At 67.6% G+C, this 25,232-nt stretch carries 17 protein-coding genes; 3 read left to right on the top strand and 14 right to left on the bottom strand.

What is annotated here, in order from left to right:
- Positions 1–64 precede the first annotated feature (64 nt).
- Both AB0N24_RS03230 and AB0N24_RS03225 read left to right on the top strand, forming a co-directional pair.
- Complete coding sequence (locus tag AB0N24_RS03230; protein WP_364120334.1) at positions 65–1,807, top strand: ATP-binding protein; 1,743 nt, start codon at positions 65–67, stop codon at positions 1,805–1,807.
- Positions 1,800–2,462: a response regulator gene (locus AB0N24_RS03225; protein ID WP_364120331.1), complete on the top strand. Its 663-nt coding sequence runs from the start codon at positions 1,800–1,802 to the stop codon at positions 2,460–2,462. Before AB0N24_RS03230 ends, AB0N24_RS03225 begins: the two co-directional genes overlap by 8 nt.
- On the opposite strand, the gene AB0N24_RS03220 is transcribed toward AB0N24_RS03225, so the two are convergent.
- Both AB0N24_RS03220 and AB0N24_RS03215 read right to left on the bottom strand, forming a co-directional pair.
- Positions 2,459–2,842, bottom strand: coding sequence for a RidA family protein (locus tag AB0N24_RS03220; protein WP_104172618.1), 384 nt, complete (start codon positions 2,840–2,842; stop codon positions 2,459–2,461). The two genes, AB0N24_RS03225 and AB0N24_RS03220, sit on opposite strands and share 4 nt — an antisense overlap.
- A gap of 46 nt (positions 2,843–2,888) precedes the next feature.
- Positions 2,889–3,392: a GNAT family N-acetyltransferase gene (locus tag AB0N24_RS03215; RefSeq protein WP_364120328.1), complete on the bottom strand. Its 504-nt coding sequence runs from the start codon at positions 3,390–3,392 to the stop codon at positions 2,889–2,891.
- A 271-nt stretch (positions 3,393–3,663) separates the two neighbouring features.
- Between AB0N24_RS03215 and AB0N24_RS03210 the strand changes: the two genes are divergently transcribed.
- Positions 3,664–5,019: an LLM class flavin-dependent oxidoreductase gene (locus AB0N24_RS03210; protein ID WP_364120325.1), complete on the top strand. Its 1,356-nt coding sequence runs from the start codon at positions 3,664–3,666 to the stop codon at positions 5,017–5,019.
- Between the two features lie 46 nt (positions 5,020–5,065).
- Here the strand turns inward: AB0N24_RS03210 and AB0N24_RS03205 are convergent, their stop codons facing one another.
- The 12 genes from AB0N24_RS03205 to AB0N24_RS03150 form a co-directional block, all read right to left on the bottom strand.
- Positions 5,066–5,878 carry an inositol monophosphatase family protein gene (locus tag AB0N24_RS03205; protein WP_364120322.1) on the bottom strand — a complete coding sequence of 271 codons (813 nt, stop codon included), beginning with the start codon at positions 5,876–5,878 and terminating at the stop codon, positions 5,066–5,068.
- A complete protein-coding gene (ligA, locus tag AB0N24_RS03200; protein WP_364120319.1) occupies positions 5,875–8,229 on the bottom strand; it encodes an NAD-dependent DNA ligase LigA in 2,355 nt (784 codons plus the stop codon). The genes AB0N24_RS03205 and ligA overlap by 4 nt, the downstream gene beginning before the upstream one ends.
- Positions 8,230–8,319: 90 nt before the next feature.
- The gene (locus AB0N24_RS03195; protein WP_104172623.1) at positions 8,320–8,583 is read right to left on the bottom strand and encodes a hypothetical protein; all 264 of its coding nucleotides are present in this window, start codon (positions 8,581–8,583) and stop codon (positions 8,320–8,322) included.
- Between the two features lie 134 nt (positions 8,584–8,717).
- A complete protein-coding gene (locus AB0N24_RS03190; RefSeq protein ID WP_364120316.1) occupies positions 8,718–13,199 on the bottom strand; it encodes an FtsK/SpoIIIE domain-containing protein in 4,482 nt (1,493 codons plus the stop codon).
- The gene (locus AB0N24_RS03185) at positions 13,196–13,900 is read right to left on the bottom strand and encodes a hypothetical protein (RefSeq protein WP_364120313.1); all 705 of its coding nucleotides are present in this window, start codon (positions 13,898–13,900) and stop codon (positions 13,196–13,198) included. The genes AB0N24_RS03190 and AB0N24_RS03185 overlap by 4 nt, the downstream gene beginning before the upstream one ends.
- Before the next feature lie 45 nt (positions 13,901–13,945).
- The gene (locus tag AB0N24_RS03180) at positions 13,946–15,691 is read right to left on the bottom strand and encodes a serine/threonine-protein kinase (protein WP_364120310.1); all 1,746 of its coding nucleotides are present in this window, start codon (positions 15,689–15,691) and stop codon (positions 13,946–13,948) included.
- On the bottom strand, positions 15,688–17,565 hold the full coding sequence (locus AB0N24_RS03175; protein ID WP_364120307.1) for an FHA domain-containing protein: 1,878 nt from the start codon (positions 17,563–17,565) through the stop codon (positions 15,688–15,690). The genes AB0N24_RS03180 and AB0N24_RS03175 overlap by 4 nt, the downstream gene beginning before the upstream one ends.
- Positions 17,552–18,547: a protein phosphatase 2C domain-containing protein gene (locus tag AB0N24_RS03170; protein ID WP_364120305.1), complete on the bottom strand. Its 996-nt coding sequence runs from the start codon at positions 18,545–18,547 to the stop codon at positions 17,552–17,554. Before AB0N24_RS03170 ends, AB0N24_RS03175 begins: the two co-directional genes overlap by 14 nt.
- Complete coding sequence (locus AB0N24_RS03165; protein WP_364120302.1) at positions 18,544–20,286, bottom strand: RDD family protein; 1,743 nt, start codon at positions 20,284–20,286, stop codon at positions 18,544–18,546. The genes AB0N24_RS03170 and AB0N24_RS03165 overlap by 4 nt, the downstream gene beginning before the upstream one ends.
- Complete coding sequence (locus AB0N24_RS03160) at positions 20,283–22,820, bottom strand: transglutaminaseTgpA domain-containing protein (RefSeq protein WP_364120300.1); 2,538 nt, start codon at positions 22,818–22,820, stop codon at positions 20,283–20,285. The genes AB0N24_RS03165 and AB0N24_RS03160 overlap by 4 nt, the downstream gene beginning before the upstream one ends.
- Complete coding sequence (locus AB0N24_RS03155) at positions 22,817–24,148, bottom strand: DUF58 domain-containing protein (RefSeq protein WP_364120297.1); 1,332 nt, start codon at positions 24,146–24,148, stop codon at positions 22,817–22,819. The genes AB0N24_RS03160 and AB0N24_RS03155 overlap by 4 nt, the downstream gene beginning before the upstream one ends.
- Before the next feature lie 53 nt (positions 24,149–24,201).
- On the bottom strand, positions 24,202–25,173 hold the full coding sequence (locus AB0N24_RS03150; RefSeq protein ID WP_364120294.1) for a MoxR family ATPase: 972 nt from the start codon (positions 25,171–25,173) through the stop codon (positions 24,202–24,204).
- Positions 25,174–25,232 lie beyond the last annotated feature (59 nt).

The raw sequence follows: 25,232 nt of genomic DNA, 5'->3' as shown, positions 1-25,232 counted from the left end.
ATACTGCTTATTGGGAGCATTTTGCTCATTTAGCTCAGCAGGCCAAAACCCCGTCAGGAGGGCAATGAAGCGTCCGGCGCCGCGGCAGCCCCTACGGTTTTCCACTCAGACCCTCCTGCTCCAGCTGGCAGTGGTTTTGCTCGTTGTGCTGCTCAGCGGTGCCGTGCATGCCTGGCTGACGTACGAACGGCTTGGCCGGGAAGCGGAAAACCAGGCGCTCACCCTGGCCCGCACCGTGGCCTCGGATCCGGCGGTCCGCCGGGAGGTCCTGGCCATCAGCCGCGGGGCGGGCACTCCTCCGGCCTCGGTGCTGCTGGCCGGCCCGCTGATGGCGGTGGCCGAAGGGGCCCGGACCCGCACCGGGGCGCTGTTCGTGGTGATCACTGATGAAACAGGCCTGCGGCTCGCGCACCCGGACGCCGACCGGCTCGGCGAAAAAGTCAGCACGGATCCCTCCGAAGCCCTCTCGGGCAAGGAGGTAACCACCCGGAACACCGGAACGCTGGGACCCTCGGCGGGAGCCAAGGTGCCCGTCTTCGGCCCGGACTCGGACACTGTGGTGGGCGAGGTCAGCGTGGGGTATTCCACCGAGAGCATCGTCCAGAGCCTGGCCCGGGACATCACGCCCATCGCACTGACCGCGGCCGGTTCGCTGGTGGCCGGTGCCCTGGCCTCGTTCCTCCTGCGCCGTCGCCTGCAGCGGCTGACGCTGGGCCTGGAACCTGAGGAGATCAGCACCCTGGTCCATGACCAGGTGGCGGTCCTCCAGGGCGTAGACGACGGCGTGATCGGCGTAGCGGCCGACGGCCGGATCAGCGTCTTTAATGCCGCCGCGCAGAGGCTCCTCGGCCAGCCCGATCTCACCGGCACACCGTGGGAGCAGGCTCCGGTCCCGGAGCAGCTTAAGGCCCTGACGCGGCCGGACGCGGCAGAAGCAGACGCCGTCGAAATCATCGCCGGCGCCCGTGTGCTGGTGGCCAGCGCCCGCAAGGCGCTGCACCGGCGGGAGGACCTGGGCTGGGTGGTGATGCTCCGCGACCGCACCGAACTGCAGCACCTCACGCGCCAGCTCGATGCCGTGGGCACCATGTCCACCGCGCTGCGCGCCCAGCGCCACGAGTTCGCCAACCAGCTGCACACCATTGCCGGTTTCATGAGCATCGGGCAGCACCAGCAGGCCCGCGACTACCTGGCGCGCCTGGCGGCCACCGGCCCGCTCAAGTTCCCGGTGGACCAGGCCGAGCTCCTGCAGGACCCGTACCTGCAGGCTTTCGTCGGCGCCAAGGGCGTGGAGGCGGACGAACGCGGCGTGGCACTGCGCATCGGCCCGGAAACGCTGGTGCGCGGCCAGGTGACCGAACCGCAGGACGTCACCACGGTGCTGGGGAACCTGATCGACAACGCCGTGAACGCCGCCGTCGCCGGCTCCGCGGCGGACCGCTGGGTGGAAGTGGAACTGCTGGACGAGCCGGGGCCCGACGGCGGGACGCTGCACGTCGTCGTCGCTGACTCCGGCGACGGACTGGCTGCCGAAACGGCGGCAGGCGGGGCGGAGGCGGTGTTCGCCGAAGGATTCACGACGGCGGCACAGCCGGCACGTACCGCCGGCGGGCAGGGCCTGGGGTTGGCACTTGCCCGGCAGCTGGCGCGGCGCCGCGGCGGGGACGTCCGGGTCCTGGAGCCCGGCTCCCCCGGCGGCCCCGGCGCAGTCTTCATGGCAACGCTGCCGCGGACCACAGCCGACCTGCCCGGAAAGGACAAGCCCATCAGGAACGACAGTTTTGCCGGAAAGGACACCGATGTCTGAGGATTTCAGGGTGCTGATTGTGGACGACGACTTCCACGTCGCCAAGCTGCACGCGGCCTACGTTGATTCGGTGGCCGGCTTCCTCGCGCTGCCGCCTGCGGGTTCGGCGTCCCAGGCGCTGCAGGCCATCCACAGCCTGCGCCCGGATCTGGTGCTGCTGGATGTGTACCTGCCCGACGGCTCGGGCCTGGACCTGCTCCGCCAGCTGGATGTGGACACCATGATCCTGAGCGCGGCGTCGGACGCCGTTTCGCTGCGCGCCGCCTTCCGACGCGGCGCCCTGGGGTACCTGCTGAAGCCGTTCACGGCCGAGTCGTTGTCCCAGCAGCTCCGTTCCTATGCCCGGTACCGGCGGATCCTGGCCCAGCCCGGCGCGCTGGACCAAGACACGGTGGAGCGGGCCAAACGGTCCTTGATTCCCGGGGACGTCACGGTATCGGCCAGGCCGCGCTCCGCCACCGAGGCGGCAGTGCTGGAATCCCTGGTGCCCGGGGAACAGTATTCGGCGGCCGAGGTGGCGGGGCGGGTCGGTGTTTCCCGGGCCACTGCCCAGCGGTACCTGTCCTCGCTGGCGGATGACGGCGCGGTCGACATCCAGCTCCGCTACGGAACCACCGGCCGCCCGGAACACCGCTACGGCCTCCCGGCAAGTTAGCTGGCGCTCTTCTGGGCCACGAGTTCGATCTCCACGAGCATCTTCGGGTCGAGGAACGGCAGCACATGGACCAGGGACAGGGTGGGCCGGATCTCGCCGAACACTTCACCGTGGGCGCGGCCGGCGTCTTCCCACTTGCTGATGTCCGTCAGGTATAGCTTGGACTGCACCACGTCGCCGTATTCGAACCCTGCCTCGGCAAGGACTGCGCCCAGCTTTTCCAGGATGAACTTGGTCTGGGCATAGAAATCCTCGCCTACGATTCCGTCCTCACCGCTGGCGGCGGTGGCGGAAATGTACAGGGTGTTGTCCACCTGCACCGCACGGGAATAGCCGAGGGTCTGCTCCCATGTGGAGCCGGAGCCGAATGTCTTGCGCATGGTGTGCCTTTCGATGGTGCCTTGAGTCGGCACCACTTTAGGGTGGCTAGACGTCCAGCCGGTAAACCAGCAGCTTTATGTCGGTATCCGGCACGAACCAGTCGCGCTCGGGTACGCGCTGGAAGCCAATCTTGCGGTACAGCCCGTGCGCGCTTTCCCACGTGAGGCCTGTCGTGAGGGCCACGGCATTGATACCGTCCAGAGCCTTGGCATGGGCAATAATCGCGTCGACCATGGCCCTGCCCGCGCCACTGCGCTGGACCGCGGGGTCCACCACGAGCATGCGGAATTCGAGTTCGTCCGCCAGTGCGATGTCCGCGAAAGACTCACCGGCGACGGCGAGTGTCACGGAACCGACGACGCGGCCCGCCCGCTCGGCAACCCAGACGGTGGCCTGGGCCGCCCGCTCGGCCACATCCTGGATCTGCAGCATGTACGGGTGGTCGGCATCCGTGAAGTAGCCCGCGGCAAGGTAGGCGTCCCGCGTAATGCGGGCCACGGCGTCGTAGTCTGCCGGGACGGCGGGGCGAATGAGGATCTGCGGATGCACTTATCCATGCTAGGTGCGCGCGCGTCCCGCAGCCGACGAAAAGGCTGTTTCCGTGACTGAACTATCACTAGGCGCCGGTTGCGTTGTGTTGCGCCGCGTGTCCGGGCGTTGCCCTGTGTGTCCGGGCGTTGCCCGCTGTTTCCGCGCATTTCCCGCTGTTTCGCGCCGTTTCTCCAGTGGTCGGCGGGGCTGGCAGCGGCCGGTGCGGCTGTGGTTGATTTACACCACCGACACGCCGCCCGAACAACAACCCGACCGACAGGATCACACCATGGCACCGTCCCAGCGCACCCTGCACCTTAACGCTTTCCTCATGAGCACCGGCCACCACGAAGCCTCGTGGCGGCTGCCCGAGAGCAACCCCCAGGCCAGCACGGACATCAGCCACTACCGCAACCTGGCACAGATAGCCGAGCGCGGCACGTTCGATTCCATCTTCTTCGCGGACTCTCCCGTGATTTTCGGCAACGTGGGCCGCCGGCCGGCCGGAAAACTCGAACCGACGGTGCTGCTGACCGCCATCGCCGCCGCCACCGAGAAGATCGGCCTGATTGCCACGGCCTCCACCACCTACAACGATCCGTTCAACCTTGCCCGCCGCTTCGCCTCCGTCGATTTCGTCAGCGGCGGCCGTGCCGGCTGGAACGTGGTCACCACTGCAGGGCCCGACGCCGCGCGGAACTTCGGCGTCGATGACCAGCCGGCGCACGCCACCCGTTATGAACGGGCGGCGGAGTTCCTGGACGTCGCCGGCAAGCTCTGGGACAGCTGGGATGACGACGCCGTGGTGGCGGACAAGGAGGCCGGCGTCTGGGCGGATGCGGACAAGGTCAGGCCGATCGACCACGTCGGCAAGCATTTCAGGGTCCGCGGTCCGCTGAATGTACCGCGGTCGCCGCAGGGCTACCCGCTGATCGTCCAGGCCGGATCCTCCGAAAACGGCAAGGGCCTGGCGGCGCGCTACGCGGAGGCTGTGTTCACAGCTCAGCAGACGCTCGAAGACGCGCAGGGTTTCTACACCGACCTCAAGGCCCGCACCGCAGCCGCCGGACGCGACCCGGAGGGCATCAAGATCCTGCCCGGCATTGTGCCCGTGCTGGCCGGCACGGAAGCCGAGGCCAAGAAACTGGAACGCGAACTCGACGATCTGATCCGGCCCAAGTACGCGCGCATCGAACTCGCGAAGACCCTGGGCGTCAGCCCGGACGACCTGCCCCTGGACAGGCAACTGCCGGCAGACCTTCCGGATGAGGACTCCGTCCAGGGCGCCAAGAGCCGCTACACCCTGATCGTGGAGCTTGCCCGCCGCGAACAGCTCACGGTGCGCCAGCTGATCGGACGGCTGGGCGGCGGCCGCGGCCACCGCACGTTCTCGGGAACGCCCGAGCAGGTAGCCGATGCCATTCAGCTCTGGTTCGAGAGCGGTGCCGCGGACGGCTTCAACATCATGCCCGCAGTGCTCCCCTCAGGGCTGGAGGCGTTCGTGGACCACGTGGTGCCTGTCCTTCGGCGGCGCGGCCTGTTCCGCACGGAGTACACGGCAGATACGTTGCGCGGTCATTACGGGCTGGAGCGGCCGCTCAACCGCTACTCCGGTGCCGCCGGGCTGGCTGCCGCGCACGCCTGAGCGCTGCCTGAGCCCCCGGCGCCCGCCGCCCGTCAGCCGGCGCCCGTCAGAGCGGAAACTTCCCCGACAGCTCGAGCGTCCCGGCGCATGTCCACGCGGCGAGGCGTTCCTCGTCCGAGGGTCCGCCGTCGAGCGGGCTGGTGAGGCGGGGGCGGCGGACCCAGCATCCCGCCTCCTCGGCGATCAGGGCGCCGGCGGAGAAATCATGCTCATTGAGACCGCGTTCGCCGAAGGCGTCGTGGGTTCCGTCCGCCACAAGGCACAGGTCCAGGGCAGCGGACCCCAGCCGGCGCACATCGGCGAAACCGTCCATGAAACCGCCGAGGGCCTCGGCCTGCTCGGCACGGACATTGGGATCGTAGCTGAAGCCGGTGGCCAGGATCTGCCCGGCGCGGCCTGGAACGGGACCGGTGAGCTGGGTCCGCTGTCCGCGTTCCTCCAGCCACGCGCCCTGCCCGCGGGATGCGTAATAGACGCGGCCAAGGGCGGGGGCATTGACGACGCCGGCCAGCCAGGCGCCGTCGGGATCCGCCACTGCCACGGACGTGCCGTAGTAGACGATGTTCCGGATGAAGTTAGTTGTGCCGTCCAGCGGGTCGATTGACCAGCGGTACCCGCTGGGATCGTCCCGGCTGAGCGTGCCGTGTTCCTCGCCGGTCACGGTGTCCTGCGGCCGGGCGCGGGCAATGACGGCACGCACGGCGTTCTCGGCGGCGACGTCGAACGCCGTGACCCAGTCCCCGGCGTCTCCCTTGTTGCTGATGTCCAGTTCCGCGGCGTTCCGGGTGGCGAGCACCGCCGCCCCGGCTGCGGCGGCCTCCTTGGCCACCTCGAGCAGGTCTTCCGGTGTGACGCTCATTCCCGCAGCTCTTCCTGGTGGTCTTCGGCAACGTCTCCGTTGGTGGCGGCTTCATCCGGCGCGTCCTCAGGAGCACTGTCGGACCCGCTGGCGGGTCCGTTGGCCAGGAGCTCCCGGAAGCCATCCTCGTCCAGCACCGGAAGGCCCAGCTGCTCGGCCTTGTCCAGTTTTGTTCCGGCGTTCTCACCCGCCACGACGTAGCTGGTGTTCTTGGAGACGGACCCGGCGGCCTTGCCGCCACGGATAAGGATGGCTTCCTTGGCCTCGTCCCGGCTGAAGTTCGGCAGCGATCCGGTGACCACGATGGTGAGTCCTTCCAGGGTCCGCGGGGTGGATTCGTCCCGCTCGTCCGCCATCCGCACGCCGTCCTCGGCCCAGGTGTCCACGATTTCCCGGTGCCAGTCCTCGGCGAACCATTCCTTCAGCGCCGCGGCGATCACCGGTCCCACGCCGTCGACGTGGGCCAGGTCCTCCTCCGAGGCCTGCCGGATGGCATCCATCGAGCCGAAGGCCGTGGCAAGCGCGCGCGAAGCCCGCGGTCCGACGTGCCGGATGGACAGTGCCACCAGGACCCGCCACAGCGGCTGGGTCTTGGCCTTCTCCAGTTCGGTGAAGAGTTTTTCGGTGGTGGCTGTCGGCTTCGATGGGGACTTGGCCGTGCCCTTGCTGTAGAAATACGGCACGAGTTCGAATTCGCCGGTGCCCACGCCCTTGGACCTCTTCTCGCGGCGGATCCTGACTCCGGCAAGGTCCTCGCGGGCGAGCCGGAACAGGGTTGCCTCGCTGGTCAGCGGCGGGGTTTCCGGCTCGGCCGGCTGGGTCAGGGCGATGGCGGCTTCCCAGCCGAGGGCTTCAATATCGAAGGCGCCGCGGCTGGCCACGTGGAAGATGCGTTCACGGAGCTGTGCCGGGCAGGAGCGCGCATTGGGGCAGCGGATGTCGACATCTCCCTCCTTCCCGGGAGCCAGCGGCGTCCCGCAGGAGGGGCATTCCGTGGGCATGACGAAATCCCGTACCGGCGGGTCCTGCTGGTCCCGGAGCGCAAGCACCGGGCCAACAATCTCCGGGATGACATCCCCGGCTTTCCGGAGCACCACGATGTCGCCGATCTTCACACCCTTGGCCTTGACGACGTCCTGGTTGTGCAGGGTGGCCATACCCACCGTGGAACCCGCTACCTTCACCGGCTCCATCACCCCGTACGGGGTGACCCGGCCGGTACGCCCCACGTTCACGGCAATGTCCAGCAGCTTGGTGTGGACTTCCTCCGGCGGGTACTTGTAGGCGACAGCCCAGCGCGGCACCCGGGAGGTGTACCCGAGTGCGCGCTGCGTGGCGAAGTCGTCCACTTTGACCACGATACCGTCAATCTCATGCGTGAGGCTGTGCCGCTTGTCGCCGTAGCGCTTGATGAAGGCCAGCACTTCCGTGATGCTGCCAAGGAGCTCAAAGTACGGGCTCGTTGGCAGGCCCCAGGCTGCCAGCTGGCGGTAGGTGTCCGACTGGCTGGCCGTTTCCAACCCTTCGCGGGCACCGATGCCGTGCACGTACATGCGCAGCGGGCGCTTGGCCGTTTCTGCCGGGTCCTTCTGGCGGAGCGAGCCGGCCGCGGCGTTGCGCGGGTTGGCCAGCGGCGCCTTGCCGGCCTCGATGAGCGCCTCGTTGAATTCGGCGAAGGCCTGCGACGGAATGAAGACCTCGCCGCGGACCTCCATTTCGGCCGGGAAGTTCTCGCCGGTCAGCTGCTGCGGGATTTCCTTGATGGTCAGGACGTTGTGGGTGATGTCCTCGCCTGTGTAGCCGTCCCCGCGGGTGGCGGCCCGGACCAGTTTGCCGTCGCGGTAGAGGAGGTTGACCGCCAGGCCGTCGATCTTGAGCTCCGTGAGCCAGGTGGGACCTGCGGCGCCGTTGCCGAGCTTGGCGACGCCTGCCTCGGCCTTGGCGATCCAGGCCTCGAGTTCCTCGAGGGAAAAGACGTCCTCGAGGCTGTACATCCGCTGGAGATGTTCGACGGCGGCAAACGCGGCGGACACCTCGCCGCCCACCTCCTGGGTGGGTGAATCGTTGGACACCAGTTCGGGGTGCATTGCTTCGATCGTTTCGAGGCGCCGGAAGAGTTCGTCGAACTCGGCGTCCGAAATGGTCGGCGCGTCCTCCTGGTAGTAGGCAAAGCGGTGTTTGCGCACCTCTTCCACCAGGTTTTCGTATTCCTCCCGCACGGCGCCGGAGGGCACCCGCCCCCCTGCGGCGCCGGCCTGATTTGTGCTGTCTGTTTCGGTGTCTGCTGCCGTGTTCCCTGTGCTCACAGACCTATCCTGCCTTAGATCACTGACATTGTCTGGCACCCTCAAAGGCGAATGCCGGGTTAACAGCCGGATGCCCCGGACGCTGTGTGGCGTCCGGGGCATCCGGCATGCTGTCCCCGACGGGACGAGGCCTTCCTAGCGGGAAGCCTCTTCCTGCTGGGAAGCGTTCTTGGTTGCCTGCTTGCCCGCTTCCTGCAGCGCCTGTGCCACCTTGGCCAGGGCCGTCACATGCGAACCGGACCACTCGCTGCGGAACTTGTCCGCGTCCGGGCCCTTCCAGTCAGTGCCGTCAAGAGCCTTCGACAGCTGCGACTTCTGCTTCTCAATCTCGGACGAACCAGCCTGCAGCTTGGTTCCGAGCGCCTTGAGCTGAGCAATGTCTGCACCCCAAATAGCCATTAGTTATCTCCTTTAGTCAACGGACCCGATCCGATCGGCTCCCCAGCGGCCCCCGGCTCATCCGGAAGATCCATTACCTAGAACCTATCCCGCGGTCCAACCCACGTCGATGGGCACCGCTCCCCATGCACCACTCACCGTGCCGCTCCCACGCGGCCCAGGTCCGGTTCGGTCTGGTTGCGGTTCTCAGGAGGCAGCGCGATTTGCAGCTTGCGGACCTTGCCCCGGCCCACAATGTAACCGCGTCCTGGAATGAAGTCCGAACTGATCTTGCCCAGTGAGGTGTTGAGCAGGCTGTCGCCTTCGATGTCGCCGGGGTTGATCAGCAGTCCCCGCCGGCCGGATTTGAACGGCTGCGACAAGGACCAGGCGGAGGACCAGGTGGAGGTTTCAGACTCTCCCACCACCCACTGATCGGACTTGATGGACGTGGTGACAAGCCGCTCGATGCCGGACTCGGCGCCGGTGTCCGTGAACTCGGTGAGACCCTCGATGAAGATGGCAAGCCTGCCGGGGTTCTCCGCGGAGTAGTCCACCAGTCCGTCAATGGCCTCTTCGACGTCATCAGCGCCGACGAGCGACCGGTTCCATACCTTCAGCGACGCCACGGCGGACCGGCGGGAGCCGATGTAGATCAGTTCGGCGCCGGGGTTGGACCGGCGCAGGGCGTAGGCCATGGTGACCAGGGCAACTGTCCGGCCGGCGCCTGGCGGACCGGCAACGAGCAGCGGGCCCTTGGCCATGATCTCGGCCGGCTGGAGCGTTTCGTCGTCCACACCGATGACCGGAAGGTCCTGGCTGCCGGCCGGAAGGATGTCCAGGTCAACCTGTTCGGGCAGCCGTTCGATCTGCGGCGCCTTCTCCACGCCTTGGCGCAGCATGGCCTCGCTGAGCTTGTGCACCTCGCGCGCCTGCAGGGCCAGGTTCGAGTCACCGCCGAGCACGGCAAGCTGGACCTCATGGGCTCCGAGCAGGCCGCGGCCCGGGGGTGACGACTGGCCCAGGACGTCCTTCGGTACATCCAGCGAAATGTAATCGTCTTCGGACGAGAGCCGCAGCACCAGGCGCCGCTGGATCGACGCCAGCAGCGAGGCCGGGACGGAATTGGGCCGGTCGCCGGTGACTACCAGGTGGATGCCCAACGGCCGGCCGTCCGTGGCCAGCTGCAGGAAAATGTCCCACAGCGCGGACAGGCGGCTGTACTCGTAGGCTTCGCGGAAGCTGGACATACCGTCCACCAGGATGAAGATCCGCTTCTCTTCCGGATCGTTGGCCAGCTTCCGGTATTCCACGATGGTGGAGGCACGGACTTCGGAATAGCGGGCGGCGCGGTCGTCGGCCACGTCGCGCAGCCAACGGAGCAGCCTTCCGACGCGTTCGACGTCGTCGCCATTGATGATCTCGCCCACGTGCGGCAGGCCGTCGAGCATCTTCAGTCCGGAGGAACCGCAGTCGATGCCGTAGACGTGGACCGGGCCTCCCCGCGGAGTGATTGCCGCAGCGATGGCGATGCCCCGCAGGGCGGCTGACTTGCCCGATCCGCCCGTTCCGTAGATGGCCATGTTGCCGTCTTTGTCCGGCTCGTAGAAGACGGTGGGCTGGTCCTGGTGGGCGGGGTCGTCGGCCACACCCAGGAGGAGGCGTTCGTCCGTCCTGGGGTTGGGCAGCTTGGAGAAATCGTAGGTCTTGGCCAGCTCGTTCAGCCACGGTTTACGTGGCGGCTCGATGGAAAGCACCTCGGCTGCCTTGATGATGTTGGCCGTCATCCGCGCAATGTCGTTGGGGCCGGCAGGTTCCTCCCGCACAGGCTTCTCAGGCGCGGGCGCGGCCCAGTTGGGCCCCGATCCGAACGCCATTTCCACGATGTCCATCTGCGGAGCCTGCGGCTTTTCCGTGGTCCAGCCGCCGGCGTAACCGGTCTGGAAGCCCTGGATCCGGCCGGGGCCGGTCTTCGCGGCACCGCGGCCCGGGATCGACGGGTCGAAGTAGGCCGCGGTGGGAACGCCGAGAATGTCCGTGGCATCCTCCTCGTCGGCCATGCGGAGCGCCACCCGCAGGTTGGTGTTGGCGCGCAGGCTGTCCTTGATGACGCCGGCGGGCCGCTGGGTGGCGAGGATCAGGTGGAGGCCCAGGGAACGGCCGCGGGCTGCCACATCCACCACACCGTCCACGAACTCGGGGACTTCGGTGGCGAGGGCCGCGAACTCGTCCACGATGATGATGAGGTACGGCGGGGCCTCGGGATCCGCCTCGCGCTGGAGGCCCAGCAGGTCCTTTGCCTTCTTCCGGTTGAGCAGGTGCTCCCGGTAGTGCAGTTCGGCCCGGAGGGAGGTCAGGGCTCGGCGCACCAGGTGCTGCGAGAGATCGGTGACCAGGCCCACCGTATGGGGCAGGTGCAGGCAGTCGGCAAAGGCGGCACCGCCCTTGTAGTCCACGAACAGGAAGCTCACCCGGTCCGGGCTGTACGCGGCCGCCATGCCCATGACCCAGGACTGCAGGAATTCGGATTTTCCGGCGCCCGTGGTTCCACCCACGAGTGCGTGCGGGCCCTCGTTCTTCAGGTCGAGGTACAGCGGTTCGACGCCCTTCGATCCGACCAGGGCACGGAGCGTGCCGTTGTCCTTGCGGTTGGCAACTGCTGTGGCACGGACCGAGTTGTTCTCTTTCCAGCGGTCCGCCACTGCCTGAGGGTTGTCCATGAAGTCCTTGCCGATCAGGCTGACGTAGGACACAGCACGGGGCAGGTCGGAGTCGTCGTCAACGGGCTTGCCCACATCCACCACCGGGGAGAGCATCCGGGCCAGCTGGGCGGCCAGTTCGGCGTCGAGGCTTTCGCAGCTGACCGGGTAGGTGTGGCGGCCCAGCCGGACCTGGCCGGTGGTGGTTCCGTGGTCGCCGTCGACCACCATGAAGTCGCGGCACGCGGCCGGAAGCGACTGGACGCTGGTGGCCACCCACATGACGTGGACGCCGGAATCCGGCCCGCGTTCCACGAGCCGTGTCAGCCGGCCGCGGTCAACGGGAGCATCGTCTTCGACGATCACCAGCACGGACGGGAGGACGGGGGCAGGGATGTCGCCGTTCTCGCTGTCGACGCCTGGCCGGGGCGCGGGACGCGGCGACTGCGCGCCCGCTTCGCGCTGGTCAACGAGGTCCTCAAGCCGGGCGAGCAGTGAGGACCCGCCGGCCGGTCCGGCCGCCAGGTGGTCGCCGCTGAGCGGGCTGTGCCCCGAGCCGACGTGGGGCAGCCACTGGAGCCAGTTCCAGCGTTCCCTGGACTGGGCGGAGGTGATTGCCGTAACCACCACTTCGGCCGGGGAATGCAGCCCCACCGTCTGCAGCACCATGCCGCGCGCCACATCGTCCACCAGGCCGCGCCCGCCTGCAAGCCCGAAGGCGCCGGAGGAGCGGAGCTGGGACACGATGGGAACGCCTTCGATGTCCTGGAACTGTTTGAGGCAGGATTGGATTTCCTGCATGTACTCGGCTTCGGTTTCGTTGTTGCCGGGCTCTTCGAACGCAATGCGCGACGGCGCCGTACCCAGCCCGAAACGCAGGCCCAGAAACCCCTTGTGCTCGGGCCGGTGCGTCCAGAGCAGGGGTCCCAGCTTGTAGATCGAATCCACCGTGTCGCTGACGGAGGGGGCCTCCTGGAGGCGCACGGAGCGCTCGATGTGCTGAAGTTCCGTGATGTCCTTGCGGAACACTGCCATCGCTTCGCGGAACTGCTTCAGCTGCTCCTTGCGTTCCCGTTTGCTTTGCATCTTGTGGTCCACGTAGTGGCCGATGATGAACAGCGGCATCATCATCATGAACAGCACCGACAGCACGTTGCCCGTGACGGCAAACAAAATAGCGCCCATCATGAGCGGCGCGATCAGCATGATGTAGGGGAACGGGTGGTGGTCCTGGCGTTTGGGTCCGGCCGGGAGCACGCGCTTGGGCGGGGCGAAGCGCGGCACGACGCGGGGCGAACGGTTGAAGTCCACCAACGGCGACGTCGGCGCACCCCCGTGGTGGCCAAGCCCCACAACGGAAACGGTCGTGTCGCCCAGCGTCACGGTGTCCGAGGAGTTCAGGGTTGCCCGGGTGACCGGCAGCCCGTCCATGATCAGCCCGTTGGCGGAATTCGTGTCCACGATTTCCACGGTTTCCCCCACCGTGATGCGGGCGTGCCGCTTAGACGTCATGGGGTCCGACAGCCGGATGTCCACGTCGCGGTCCCGGCCGATGTAGCTGGTGCCGGACGGCAGCGAAAATTCCTGCCCGACGTCGGGCCCGGACAAAACACGGAGTGTCGCCGCGGCGGGTCCGCGGCTCGCTCCGGGTGCGGCAAACTGCTCGCTGACCTGTGTCAGCGAAACGATGGACCCCGGCCGGAGCCCCGATTCGAGCAGGTTGTCCGCGCGGTTGAGGATGTTGCCGCGCATTCCGCCGGCCACGAATGCCTCATCAATGCAGAGCGACAGGTTCTCCGGCGGCTGGGTGCCGCGCCGTTCGGGATCGGCGGCCCACAGCTGGGTGGCGATGTCCGCCACGGTTGCCAGGCCGTCAACGGTGACGGCGAGATCCTTGGCCTCGGCCGGATCCCGGCGCAGTGTCAGTCGGATTTTCACCCTTCGTCGACCCCCCTCATTTGCTCGATCAGGTACAGGTCGTCCGCCGTCACCAGGTGCGACGTCACGGCGTGTTCAACCAGCCGCGCGCGCCGGTTGGTGGCCAGCTTCCCGCCTCCCCCGCGGAGCCCGGCCACACCGACGCGGTCCAGTTTGTCGCACACGTTGTCCAGCTTTCTGTTGAACCGGGTCAGTGCCCAGCCCAGGGTCTTGGCGGCGGCGGCCGACGACGGGATGGCACTGAAGCCGGTGCCGTCGCGTCGAAGCATGGGCTCGGCGAGCGCAACGATGAGCGCTTTTTGGGAATCGGTGAAGACAACGGGTCCGATGGTGGTGTCCCCGCCGCTCTCGTCACCGGGGACCTCCTGGCGGAAAGAGGGCGTCTTGAGGTGGACGGCAAACTCGTAGGTGGTGGGGCCCGCGGTGAAGATCACGTTGGTGTGGCTGAAGACGAGCGGAATCCGTGCACCGGGTGATAGCCAGGCCTGCATCCCGCCGGTTCCGTCCGCCACCGTGGCGGAGAGCATGCTTCCGACGTTGCTGAGCCACCAGATGCCGTCGTACCGGGCGATCTGGAGGAAACGTCGATGCAGGTACGGGTTGTCGTCGACTTCGAGGTCACCCTCGCGTCCGATGCTGAAGACGTCCTCGTCCGACGGGTCGTACCACTCGCCACAGAAATCTATTGCTAGATCCCCCATTTTCCGTGCCTCCTCAGTCGGCTGTCCATTTGTTCCATGTGGCGGCTACGAGCCAAAGCAAGCAATGGAGTCAGGCCCTCCCGGTGAAGCGGCACCGTCGGCGCGGACAATGATGACCTGGACGCAGACCGGCGGGTTAAGCCCGGAAACAACGATGTTCCTCGCACGCTCGGTCTCATAGGGGCCGTCGGATTGGGCGGTCTTGATTCGCCACTTGTACGTGTCGCCGTCCTTGGGCTGCGGGTTCGTCCACCTGAAGACGATGAGTCGCCCTTCCGGGTCATCACGCGCCGCGGTCAGGCCTTCGACGTCTGGAACAGTACCGCTGTCCAGCGGATCCGCGGGCGGTTTGCTCACCGTTTCGGTCGGCACCGTTTTCGGCACGGCGGAATTTGCCAGGACAATGCCGATGACGACGGCGACGGCCAGCACCGCAGCGCCCGCCACCGACAGCCAGAGGTTCCGCTTGGTGTGATCAACGGGGGCCTCCGCAGGTACCTCACGCACCGGCTGCGGCCTGTTGACCGTGGCGGCGATGTCGGCGTCGCTGCGGTTGTCCCGGCCCGCCGGACCGCCCTGCCAGCCTCCCTGTTTCCCTGCGGAACCCCGGTGGACCGTCGCGTCGTCGGTGGCATCATCTCCGGCGCCGGCCGGCGGTGCTGCCGCGATGCTGCCCCGCAGCATGGTGCCCTGCGCCCAGTCATCGTGTTGATCCGGGCGTGCGGCCGGCCCCGGAACCGGCCCCGAAGGTACGGGCGGTGCCGAAGGCATGACGGGGGTGAACCCGGAAGGCGACACAGGACGTGCCCTGGCCGGGAATGTCGGGGCGTGTCCTGTCTGGTCCGGATCCACGGAGGCGATGCTCCGCACCCTGGTTTCCTCGAAGCCGTCGTCCGGGTGGCTGTCGTCGCCGTGAGCCTCCTCCAGGACCTCGAAGGGGGTGACTGAAAGGTTGAGCTCCGCCTGCGTGCGCTGCAATGCCAGGGCGAAGGCATGGGCCGAGGAGTACCGGGAGGCGGCCGACTTGGCCATCGCCGTCGAGAGCGCCAGCTCCAGAGACTCTGGGACGTCCGCACGCCCCAGCCGGGGCACCGGTGAGTTGGTGATCCGGGAAATCAGTTCGCGCTGCGAATTGTCGGCACCCGGCAGGACGAACGGCGACCGTCCGGCCAGAAGCGTGTACAGCGTGGCGCCGAGCGCCCAGACGTCCACCATCACGCCGTCCACGGGGCCGTCCCGGAACTGTTCGGGCGGGGACCACGGAATCGACATCCCGGCGTCCTCGTCCGCATCGCTGCCGAGGGTGCCGGAGATGCCGAAGTCCGTCAGCGCCGGACGGTTGTAGTCGGTGACCAGGATGTTGGCCGGTTTGATGTCCCGGTGGACAATGCCGGCCCGGTGGGCGGTCTCGACGGCGGATGCCACCTGGATCCCGACTGCCAGGACTTCATCCACGCTGAACCGCTGCCGCCGGTAGCGGACGTCCAGGCTTGGCCGGGAGCAGTACTCCATGGCCAGGTAGGAATGGCCGTCCCCGGTGACTTCGGCTTCGAAGATGGTGACGATGTACGGGTGCGAGGACAGCTGGGCCATGAGGTTCGCTTCGGATTCGAAGCGGCGCCGGGCACCCTCGGTCTTCAGGTCGGACAGGAGCACCTTGACGGCAACCTTGCGCCGCGGCCTGTCCTGTTCGTACAGATAGACGTCGGAGAACCCGCCCGAACCGAGCAGGCTGATGTACGTGAAGCCGGGAATGGGCGGCGGCGGGGCTACGGGCCGCTTGGAACTCATAGAATCTCCTCGAACCGCAGCGATACATCGTCGCCGAGTTCTGCAATATCTCCGTCTAGAAGGATGGCCATCTCGTTCTGGGCAAGACGCCGGGGCGGCTGGCCTTCCCGGACCAGGACGGTGCCGTTGGTGGCCTTGAGGTCGCACAGCATCACGTGCCAGCCTTCAAGGCGCACTTCAACATGTGACCGGGAAATGTCGCCGCTGGGGCTGGCCACCTGGACGAGCCGCGGCATGCCGCCGCCCTGGACCCGGGACACGGAAGGCTGGCGGCCGATCACGAGCGACTGGTCCAGGTCGATCAGTTCACCGGTGGACACCCGGACGCGCCCCAGCCGTGGGCGCCGTACCTGCACGGCGTCGGAAGCCAGGGCCATACCGCAGCCGGTGCACTGCGCGTGCGTCGGCGGGTTCGCGTGGCCCTGCGCGCAGACACGTGCCAGGACCATGGGGCCGGTGGCCGGGCCGCTACCGGCGGCAGGGGCCGGCACCTGCGGGGCGGTTCCGAGCCCGAGGTCGCTTTTCATGATCGTTTCGCCGTCGTGGTCGCCTTCCGGCGCGGGCACAGCTGACGGGATTTGCCAGTCCGGCGTTTCGCCTGACGACGGCGGAACGAACGACTCGGGAACGAACGACGGCGGCCCGGCCGGCCGGGCCGGCATGTCGCCGCCGGTGTTCCACGGGACGGAGTCGATCAGCCCGCCCTGCTGGGCGGGGATCAGGGGCGAAGCAGGCATGCTTGGGTGTGCGGGCACGGGCAGCTGTGCACGAAAGGACGGCTGGGCGTCGACTTGCGCGGGTTCCTCCGCTGCTGCCTCCTGCTGATCGCCGTGCCCGTCGGCAGATTCCTCCGGGCCGGCCGGTTCCACGCTGGACTGGTCCCCCAGCTCCTCCTCGGGCTCATCCCGCACCGCGGCGTCCTCAATGCGCCGCATAACGGTCTTGTCCCACAGATGGTCGTAACTTCCCGTCAGCTCGTTCGCGGGAACCTCGGGGGCCTCCGTTCCGGAGGCGGCGTCGGCAACCTCCGTGCCGGCAACTTCCATGGCTGCATCTTCCGTGGCTGCATCTTCCGTGGCAGCCTCGTCTGTGGCAGCCTCGTCCGGCAGTCCGGCCGTTCCGTGGTTCGTGTACTCGAGGTCGTCATCGGGAAGACCCATCACGGTTACGGCGGACGCACCGTGTTCAGCAGACACCTCGCGGACGGGTTCGGGGGCGTGCACAGGGGCTTGCGCAGGTTCCACCGGCGCCAGGGCCGCCGGCACCTCAGCGGGTGGCTCTGCCACCGGGACCTCCGCCGCCGGGACTTGCTCTACGGATACTTCCACCACCGGGACTTCCGCGACGGGAAGTTCAGAGAGTGGGACTTCCGCCGGCCCGCCCGGTTCCGTTCCGGACGTTTCCGGCATCTCCGGCATCGGCGCCAGGGCCGCGGCGACGCGTCCCACGGTGAGGCTCTGCAACAGCACAACGCCCTCAGCCAGCGGGAGTTCGGCTGCCCCGGCGGCGTCGCCGGGAACCGAGACCTTATACGATTCCGGTGCGCTGAGCCTGCGCTCGGTCCAGGTGGTCACGTCGCTGCCGTTCAGCTCCACCGGTCCTGCGGCAAGCTGGGCTGTCAGCTCAATGTCACCGCGAAGGAACACCCGGAGGGAATCCCGGAACTCCACGATGCCGAACCACGGAATCTGTGCCAGCGAACCGGAGGAGGCACTGGTTACCGCGTGCAGTACTTCGTGGACCTCGGGCTCGCGGGCAAGAAGCTCCCAGAGCGAGTCCACGAGCGCAGGCGGCGTCGCGGGCGCCAGCAGCACAGCGGTCCCGGACCGGACCACCCCAAGCCAGGTTCCCGGGGTGTAGCTACTTGAGACCATCGTGGCGGTCCTCGTTTTCGTTTACGGCATCCGGAGCGTCCCCGGCCGAAGCCTGGTCCGCAGGGTCCGGCGCATCGGCAGGCTGTGCGGAACCGGGAACCTCGGGAAGTTCCTCCGTGTCCACCGCGGCGCTGTCGAGCACTTCGGTGCGCGGCAATGTGTCCTCGTCTTCGACCGCCGGACGGGGCGCGGTGTCCGTTCCGGCGTCGTTCATGACATTCCTGGCATCCACGACGATCACGGTGACGTTGTCACGGCCGCCGCTGCGGAGTGCCGCCTGGATGAGGGCGTCCACGGCGTCCTGGGGGTGGCCCACCGTGCTCAGGATGCGGAACATGTGGTCGTCGGTGAGCTCGGCGTTAAGGCCGTCCGAGCAGACCATGATGCGGTCGCCTTCCTCGACGGGCAGCAGCCAGTAGTCGGCTTCTGTCTCGTCGCCGGTCCCCAGGGCGCGGGTCACGACGTGCCTGCGGGGATGGACTGCCGCCTGCTCCTTGGTGATTTCGCCCGCGTCGACAAGTTCCTGCACTTCGGAATGGTCAACGCTGACCTGCGCGAATTCGCCCTGGCTCAGCCGGTAGGTCCGCGAGTCGCCGATGTTCATGACCAGCCAGTACGGGACACCCATTTGTTCCACGACCACAACACCGGAGAGGGTGGTGCCGGCACGCGAGCCCGTGGCGGTGCGGATGCGTTCATCGGCACTGACCAGGTATTGCTGCACGACCTCGGCCGTGGCCGTCCGCTCCCCCGTGGCCAGCTGCGGCATCCCGGCGAGTGTCCGGACGCAGATTCCGCTGGCGATCTCGCCCGCTTCGTGGCCCCCCATGCCGTCCGCGACGGCGAACACCGGATCCGAGGCGATGAACGAATCCTCATTGAGTTCCCGGCGCAGGCCACGATCCGTGCCGTAGCCGCAGCTCAATAGAAGTCCGGGCTCCCGGCCCGTGTCAGAGGTGGCGGCTGCCGGCTGGGAATTCATGCCTGTCCTAGGTGGAAGGTGCGGTCACCGAAGTGCACGGTGGACCCTGGGCGTACAAAGGCGGGTTCCCCGGCCTGCAAAGCAGTACGGATGCCGTCCGGAGTGGTGACGGCGCTGCCGTTGGTGGAGTTGCGGTCGGTAACCCAGACGCCGCCGTTGTCCTCGAGCAGGTGCAGGTGGGTCTTGGAGATGGAACGGCCGGGGTCGGCGACGGCGAGCAGTTGCGAGATCTGTTCGCCCGGATGGCCGTTCGGATTCCGTCCGATAAGGACGGTTCGGTCAAGCTGGAAGTCGCGGCCGTCGTCCAGCCTGATGCGCAGCACAGCTACCGGGGCCGGCACGGTTTGCCCGCGCATCTGGGTCCGGTCGTGGTCGTCGTCCGGGTGGAAAGCCCACGCCGGAACGGTCGGCGCCTGCATGGTCGGGTCCTGCGTTGTCGGTGCCCGCGCCGTCAGATCCTGGGCCGGCAGTGGCTGCGCAGCCGGGCCCTGGACCTCCGGGTCCGGCAGCGGCCTGGTCTGGACCGGGGCGGGCCCGGCAGGCGCCGCCGGTGGAACAGGCGCAGCGGCGGCAGGGCCGGCCCACGGCTGGGGCGCTGCCGGAGGCTGCCACTGGTTCGGGTTCAGGGGTGCCTGCGGAAATGCCGCAGGAGAGTTGTTGCCCTGCACCGGCGCGCCCTGGGGGTTGATGACCTGGGCACTGGCGGGTGCTTGCGCCGGTGCTTGCGCAGGCAATCCTTGGGCCGGCCTGCTCGCCGCGCCCGCAATCGGTGAGGAAACCTGTTGCACGGGAGGGAGGTCCAGCGGGGCGAAGCTGTACGGCCCCTGGATTCCCCCGGTTGTTATGGGGTTGCGGCCGGCGCTGACGTCGAACACGAGGGTCTTGGCCGCAGTGTCGTGCCAGCCTTGGAGCCTGCCGTTCCTGTCCCAGGAGTTGGAAGCCACGACCACGAATGCCCAGGCAATGCCGAGCAGACCCAGGGGCGCAAGGATCCACAGGGCGGCTTCGAACCACTTGAAGACCACCACGAGCACCGCTGCGGCCACGGTCAGGAGGAGGCCTGCCCCGGTGATGAGGCCCCGCAGGAACACGGCTCCGCCGCCCGGGGCGTAGCCGTCCGGGTCCGTGCTGCGGATGCCCATGAGCCGGTTGCCGATGGTGTTGCCGGAGCGGCCTTCGATTCCGAGCTGCACCAGCATGTAGACCACGGTGATGCCAACGGCGATGCCGCCAAGCAGCACCAGCATCGCCGTGTCGTAAACGATGAAGCCGCCGCTCTGGGTGCGGGTGACCGTGGTGAACCCGATGGTCAGCATCACCACCAGCAACGCGGCCGGCCCCACCCAGTCGAGCACGGCGGCGCCCAGGCGTTTGCCGGGCGCCGCGGGAACCAAGTCCAGATTGCCACCCATTCCGGTACCTCCCCCTTGTACGTAGGCGCCTTGTACGTCGGCGCCTGGTGCCTGGGCTCCGTGCACCTGCGTCCCTCGTCCGTGGGCTGCTTGCCCGAAGGCGCCCGGTCCGGCGGCGTCCGCCCCCGCCTGTGCTACCGGGATACTACCGGGAATCGGGCTGCCATGCGCGGCGGCCCGCTCCATCAGCTCCCGCTGCGAGTGGTCGATGTTCCGGACGTTACGGGCGGCCCTGTTGGTCAGAGGGGCACCACAGGCCGGGCAGAACGTCGCTCCGGGACGTATCAGTTGCTGGCAGCGCTGGCAGCGCTCGGCGTCGTGCATCATGGTTCGTTGCGGTTCTCTCTCAAATCGCGCCGCAGCACGGTCTGTTCGTCGTCCGTCCCGGACGCGGCCGGGCCCGACGGTGCCGGACCGCCATCCACCCTACCCGCGGGGTCCGTTTTCGCCGGCCGGACAGGCCGGAGTCCCCTCAGTTTGAGTGCGGTCCTGCCGTCCGACAGGAGGGAACGCGGTGAGAAACGGGCAGCTTGCCGGCCCCAGAATCCCACCGTGGCGGTCATTTCCTTGAGCGAGCCGTCCACGATTGTCCAGTACTCCTGAACGTCCGCTTCGCTGGGCTGTCCGGACCCGAAAATGGAGGCATCGGCACGGTGCGCCAGCAGCGTGGTGGTGCCGGCCGTTCCCGGGAATGCCTCGCCAAGGACGACGGCGGACTCCCGGCGTGTTGCCCGGGTGTCCACGGCGGCGCCCATGTCCGTTGCGAGGCTGACTACTTCGTTCCAGCCGCCACCAACCCGTTCGGCCGGGTGTCCGTCGGAGAACCGGGCCTTGCGGCGCCTGCTCTTGAGCAGCGCGATGAGGAGCAGCGGCAACGCCAGGATCCCGATGGGGATCAGGGCAATACCGATTGCGGTGAGGATGGGTCCCCAGAACAGCCACGGGTTGTTCTTCTTCTGGTCAGCGTCAAGCGCGTCCGGGGAAGAGTCCGGGGGCAGGTCGGCCGGCTCCTGCGGCGGGGGCGGCGGCTGCAGGACCTGGGGTTTGGGCTTGGACTTGTTCTCCGGGTCCGGCGGGATCGGGACGTTGTCCTTGGGCGGTGTGGGGTCGAAGGACACCCAGCCGACACGGTCGAAGGCGACCTCCACCCAGGCGTGGACGTCCTTGCCGGTGATTTTCACTTCTCCGGCACCGTTTTCCGGGCTCTTCGGATCCGGGTAGAAGCCCATCACCACCCGTGACGGGATACCCAGGTGCCTGAGCATCAGGGACATTGCCACGGCGTACTGCTCATCGTCGCCCAGCATCTGCTTGGCGGTCAGGAGGCTGCGGATGCGCGCTGAACCGTGCCCGGACACGCTTGGCAGCTGACCGTCGTCGATCAGTCCGTTGCTGAAGGCCCCCTTCTTCTGGAAATGGGCCTCGATCTGCCGGACCCGGTCGATCGCCGTGGGAGCATCGGCAGACAAATCGTTGGCCTGTGAACCGACCACGGGCGGCACTTCCGAAGCGTCCGGGAGCGCCACTTTGGCGAAGTCGTACTGCGTCAGCTGGCCATGCTCAAGCTTGGCGGGGTCGGATACCTGGACGCTGTACGCATCGCCCTTCGCGAGGCCCTTGGTGGTGACCGCAGTGTCCGTCCCGGAGTTGAAGTACAGCCCCGACGCAGCACTGGAAGAGTCGCCGGTGAAACTGATTCCGGTGGTACGGCGGCCACCGGGCAGGAAGTACCCCTGGTAATCCTCGATGGTGATGTCCAGCGTGTAGTCGTTGCTGGGGACTATGCCGTCGGAGTCAGCAAGCGTGTTGAGGGACTTGGCATCCCCCACCTTGCTGAAGTTTCCTGAGCTGTCCGGGTCCATGTTGTAGTTGGTGCCGTTGAACGCGTCCAGCGCAGCAAGCCTGACCCGTCCGTCCCGGGGAAGGCCCTTGACGACGAACAGGTTGTCGTCCTTCTTGTCCTTGACGAAGTTGCGGAAGCTCGCCAGCGGGGTGATGTAGTCCTTCGGGTCGAACGGGGGGATGATCGTGTTGCGAAGGACCGTCCTGTCGTCGCTGGCAGTGACCAGCGGCGAGGCCACGGCCGTAATGGCGACGCAGGCAGCGATGACCCCGGCAGCGGATCCCAGCCGGCGGACCTTGGCGCGGCGGGCGGTGGCCGCGTCCGACTCCGGCCGGTTGACGGACACTTTGCGGGTGTCGCGGCGTCGGTGCGCGTCCCGGCGGAAGGTGGCCCAGGCCACGGCCACGACCGTCAGGGAGATGCCGCGCTCCACGTTGAGGAAGCCGGCGTTGGTGCTGAACGCGATACCGGTGACGAAGAGCACCAGGACGGGCAGGAGCGGCCAGTACGGGCTCTTCAGCCGCCATGTCATCAGCCCTGCGGCCAGCGCCGTGATGAGTGCGCTCAGGAACGGGACAATGAGCATCCCGCCGGCGGTTCCCACCGGGACGCCGACAGTGAGCATGTCCTTCCAGGAGAAGACGACGCCCAGCAGGAGGGTCCGCAGGGACTCCAGCGTGGGCACAAAACCGGCGATGGCAGCATCCGGCACGGCAAGCAGGGTGCCCAGAACCAGGTACGAGCCGAGCGCGGCGGCCGCGGTGATCAGCGTCCCGAGCCTGAAGTGGGCGTTGGCCGCGGCAATGCCGAGGCCGAGCAGGATGCCGCCGAATCCGGCGATCAGATAGTACGGGTCGCCGCCGAAGCTGAGGCTGAACCCGAGGACACCGAGCCCCAGCAGGACAACCAGGGCACCGGCGTCGAGGGCAAAGTGCCAGGCCGGCTGGCCGTCGCTGAAGGCGGACGGCTGCGGCTGCGCGGGCTGCCTGCGTGGCCGGAAAGCGGGTGCGGAGCTCATGCAGCCGCCTTTCTGAGGATGATGGCGAGGTCGGACAGGTCCCCGAGCGTCAGGACTGTCAGGTCCGCGATGTTGGCGCGGGCCGGTGCTGCCCCCGCCTGAATGCGGACGGCGAGGCTGCGCACGCCCGGCGCTACCGAGGCGGCGGCCGAGCGGAGCTGGGCGGGGGTAACCCGGCTGCCCACAACGAAGAAGACCACCGAGGCATTCGGAATGGTGTCCGCCAGCGACCGGGCCAGGTCAACAGCGGTCTTCCGCAGCGGTGAACCCACGATCCGGGTCATATCGTCCAGCATGTTCCGGCCGGTCTCGCAGCGGAGGGGGCCCTTCTGGGTGAGGACGTCGAGTTCGCGCTGCTCGCGGATTGCCTGGCGGCCGATGGACGCGGCAGCGGATATGGCCAACTCGAATTCATGCTCGGTCTCGTACTCGTCCGTGTTGATGGAGAGCGAGATGGCTAGGTGGGCGCGGCGTGTCTCTTCGAACTGCCGCACCATGAGCTTGTTGGTCCGCGCTGTGGTTTTCCAGTGGATGTGGCGGCGGTCATCGCCGGGCACGTAGTCGCGGAGGGCGTGGAACGACACGTCCGCGCTGGACAGGTCCGTGGTGGGCATGCCTTCAAGGTCCCGGATGAAACCGGCGGCGGAACCGGCCAGGGCAACGGTCCGCGGATGTACGTAGAGGTCCTCCGGCTCAGTCCACAACACTTGGCGGCGCAGCAGGTGCAGGGGGTCGGCGCGGACCGACCGCACCGGACCCACCATAATTACCGCCCGCCGGGCGGTGGGAATCGTGAACAGGTCCTCGTGGACCTGCTGCGGTTTCATCCGCGGCAGGTGGAAGACGGCGGTCGCGGCTCCCACGGGGAGCTCAAGCGCTGCCGGCAGGAGCGGACGCGTGGAGGTGTTGGACACCGCGATGCTGCCGACGGCGCTGTCCCCCACTGCCACCCTGGTCCTGGCGAGGTCCAGCACCACGCCATATGAGGAGCGGCCCAGGATGAAGCCGACGGCGAGGACGAACAGGACGAAGGCTGCCACGGCGGCGGCCTTCGCCTCCTGCCAGCCATAGGCCTGGCCGACGCTCCAGAGCAGGATGGACGCGGCCAGGACGGACCAGCCCAGGACACTGACCACCGAGAGCACCGGCCAGGCGTACTGCAGCCAGACCCAGCGGACTTTGGACCAGGCGGGCGCCAATGCAAGGCCAGCCGTGCTGACGGCTTCGGACCACATGGCGGCCGGGCGCAGGCGGGACACCGCCCCTTCACCGGAAAACGGCCTCTTCAGGCGTTCAGCAAGCCGGGTCAACGGAGTGCTGCTGGACATATCTGTGCCTTTGTTCGCGCGTGGGTCTTGCCGGAATAGTGAGCGGGCACCGCTTAGACGCCGGCGCGCTGCTGCGGGGCAGCAACCTCGGTCAGGACACGGGCCAGCACGGCTTCGGCGGTGGCGCCGGAGAATTCTGCTTCCGGGTCCATCACAAAGCGGTGGGTCCAGACCACGCTGGCCAGGTCCTTCACGTCATCCGGAAGAACGAAGTTGCGGCCCTGGCTTGCTGCCCAGACTTTGGCGGCACGGACCATGGCCAGGGCACCGCGGACAGAGACACCGAGCCGGGTCTCGGGCGCGTTGCGGGTCTCCTCGCAAAGCCGCGAGATGTATTCCAGGACGGCGGTGTCCACGTGGGTGGTTGCGGCCAGGTCAGCCATGTCGCCGATCGCCTGGGTGGTGATGACGGCGGTGATGTCCTTGGACCGGTCCTTGAGGTTGGCGCCGCCGAGCAGCTTCACGGTGGATGCGTGGTCCGGGTAGCCGATGGAGGTCTTGATCAGGAAGCGGTCCAGCTGGGCTTCGGGCAGGCGGTAGGTGCCGGCCTGCTCGATCGGGTTCTGCGTGGCCATCACCATGAAGGGGCGGCCGGCTTCGTACGTGGTGCCGTCGACAGTGACCCGCGATTCCTCCATGACCTCAAGGAGGGCGGACTGCGTCTTGGGCGAGGCCCGGTTGATCTCGTCGGCCAGCACGATGTTGTTGAAGATGGGGCCCTTGTGGAACTCGAACTTCTGCGTCTTCTGGTCGTAGATTGTTACCCCCGTGACGTCGGAGGGCAGGAGGTCCGGAGTGAACTGGATGCGGTTGTTGGACCCCTGCACCGTAGCTGCCAGGGCGCGTGCCAGGGAGGTCTTGCCGGTCCCGGGCGCATCCTCGAAGAGGACGTGCCCTTCGGCCAGCATGGCCGTGAAGGTCAGGCTGATGACGTGGGCCTTGCCAAGCACGGCCTGCCCTACGTTGGCAACGAGCTTCTCGAATGTTCCTGCAAACCAGGCGGCCTGCTCAGTTGTCATGGTCATGGGTGAATCCTCTTCCGGGTTCGGGTGAAACTTCGGGCCACTGCCCGCTTCGTCCAGCG

The sequence above is a fragment of the Arthrobacter sp. NPDC093128 genome, from assembly GCF_040683875.1.
Classification (GTDB): Bacteria; Actinomycetota; Actinomycetes; order Actinomycetales; family Micrococcaceae; genus Arthrobacter.
This window is presented reverse-complemented; position numbering and strand designations above follow the sequence as displayed.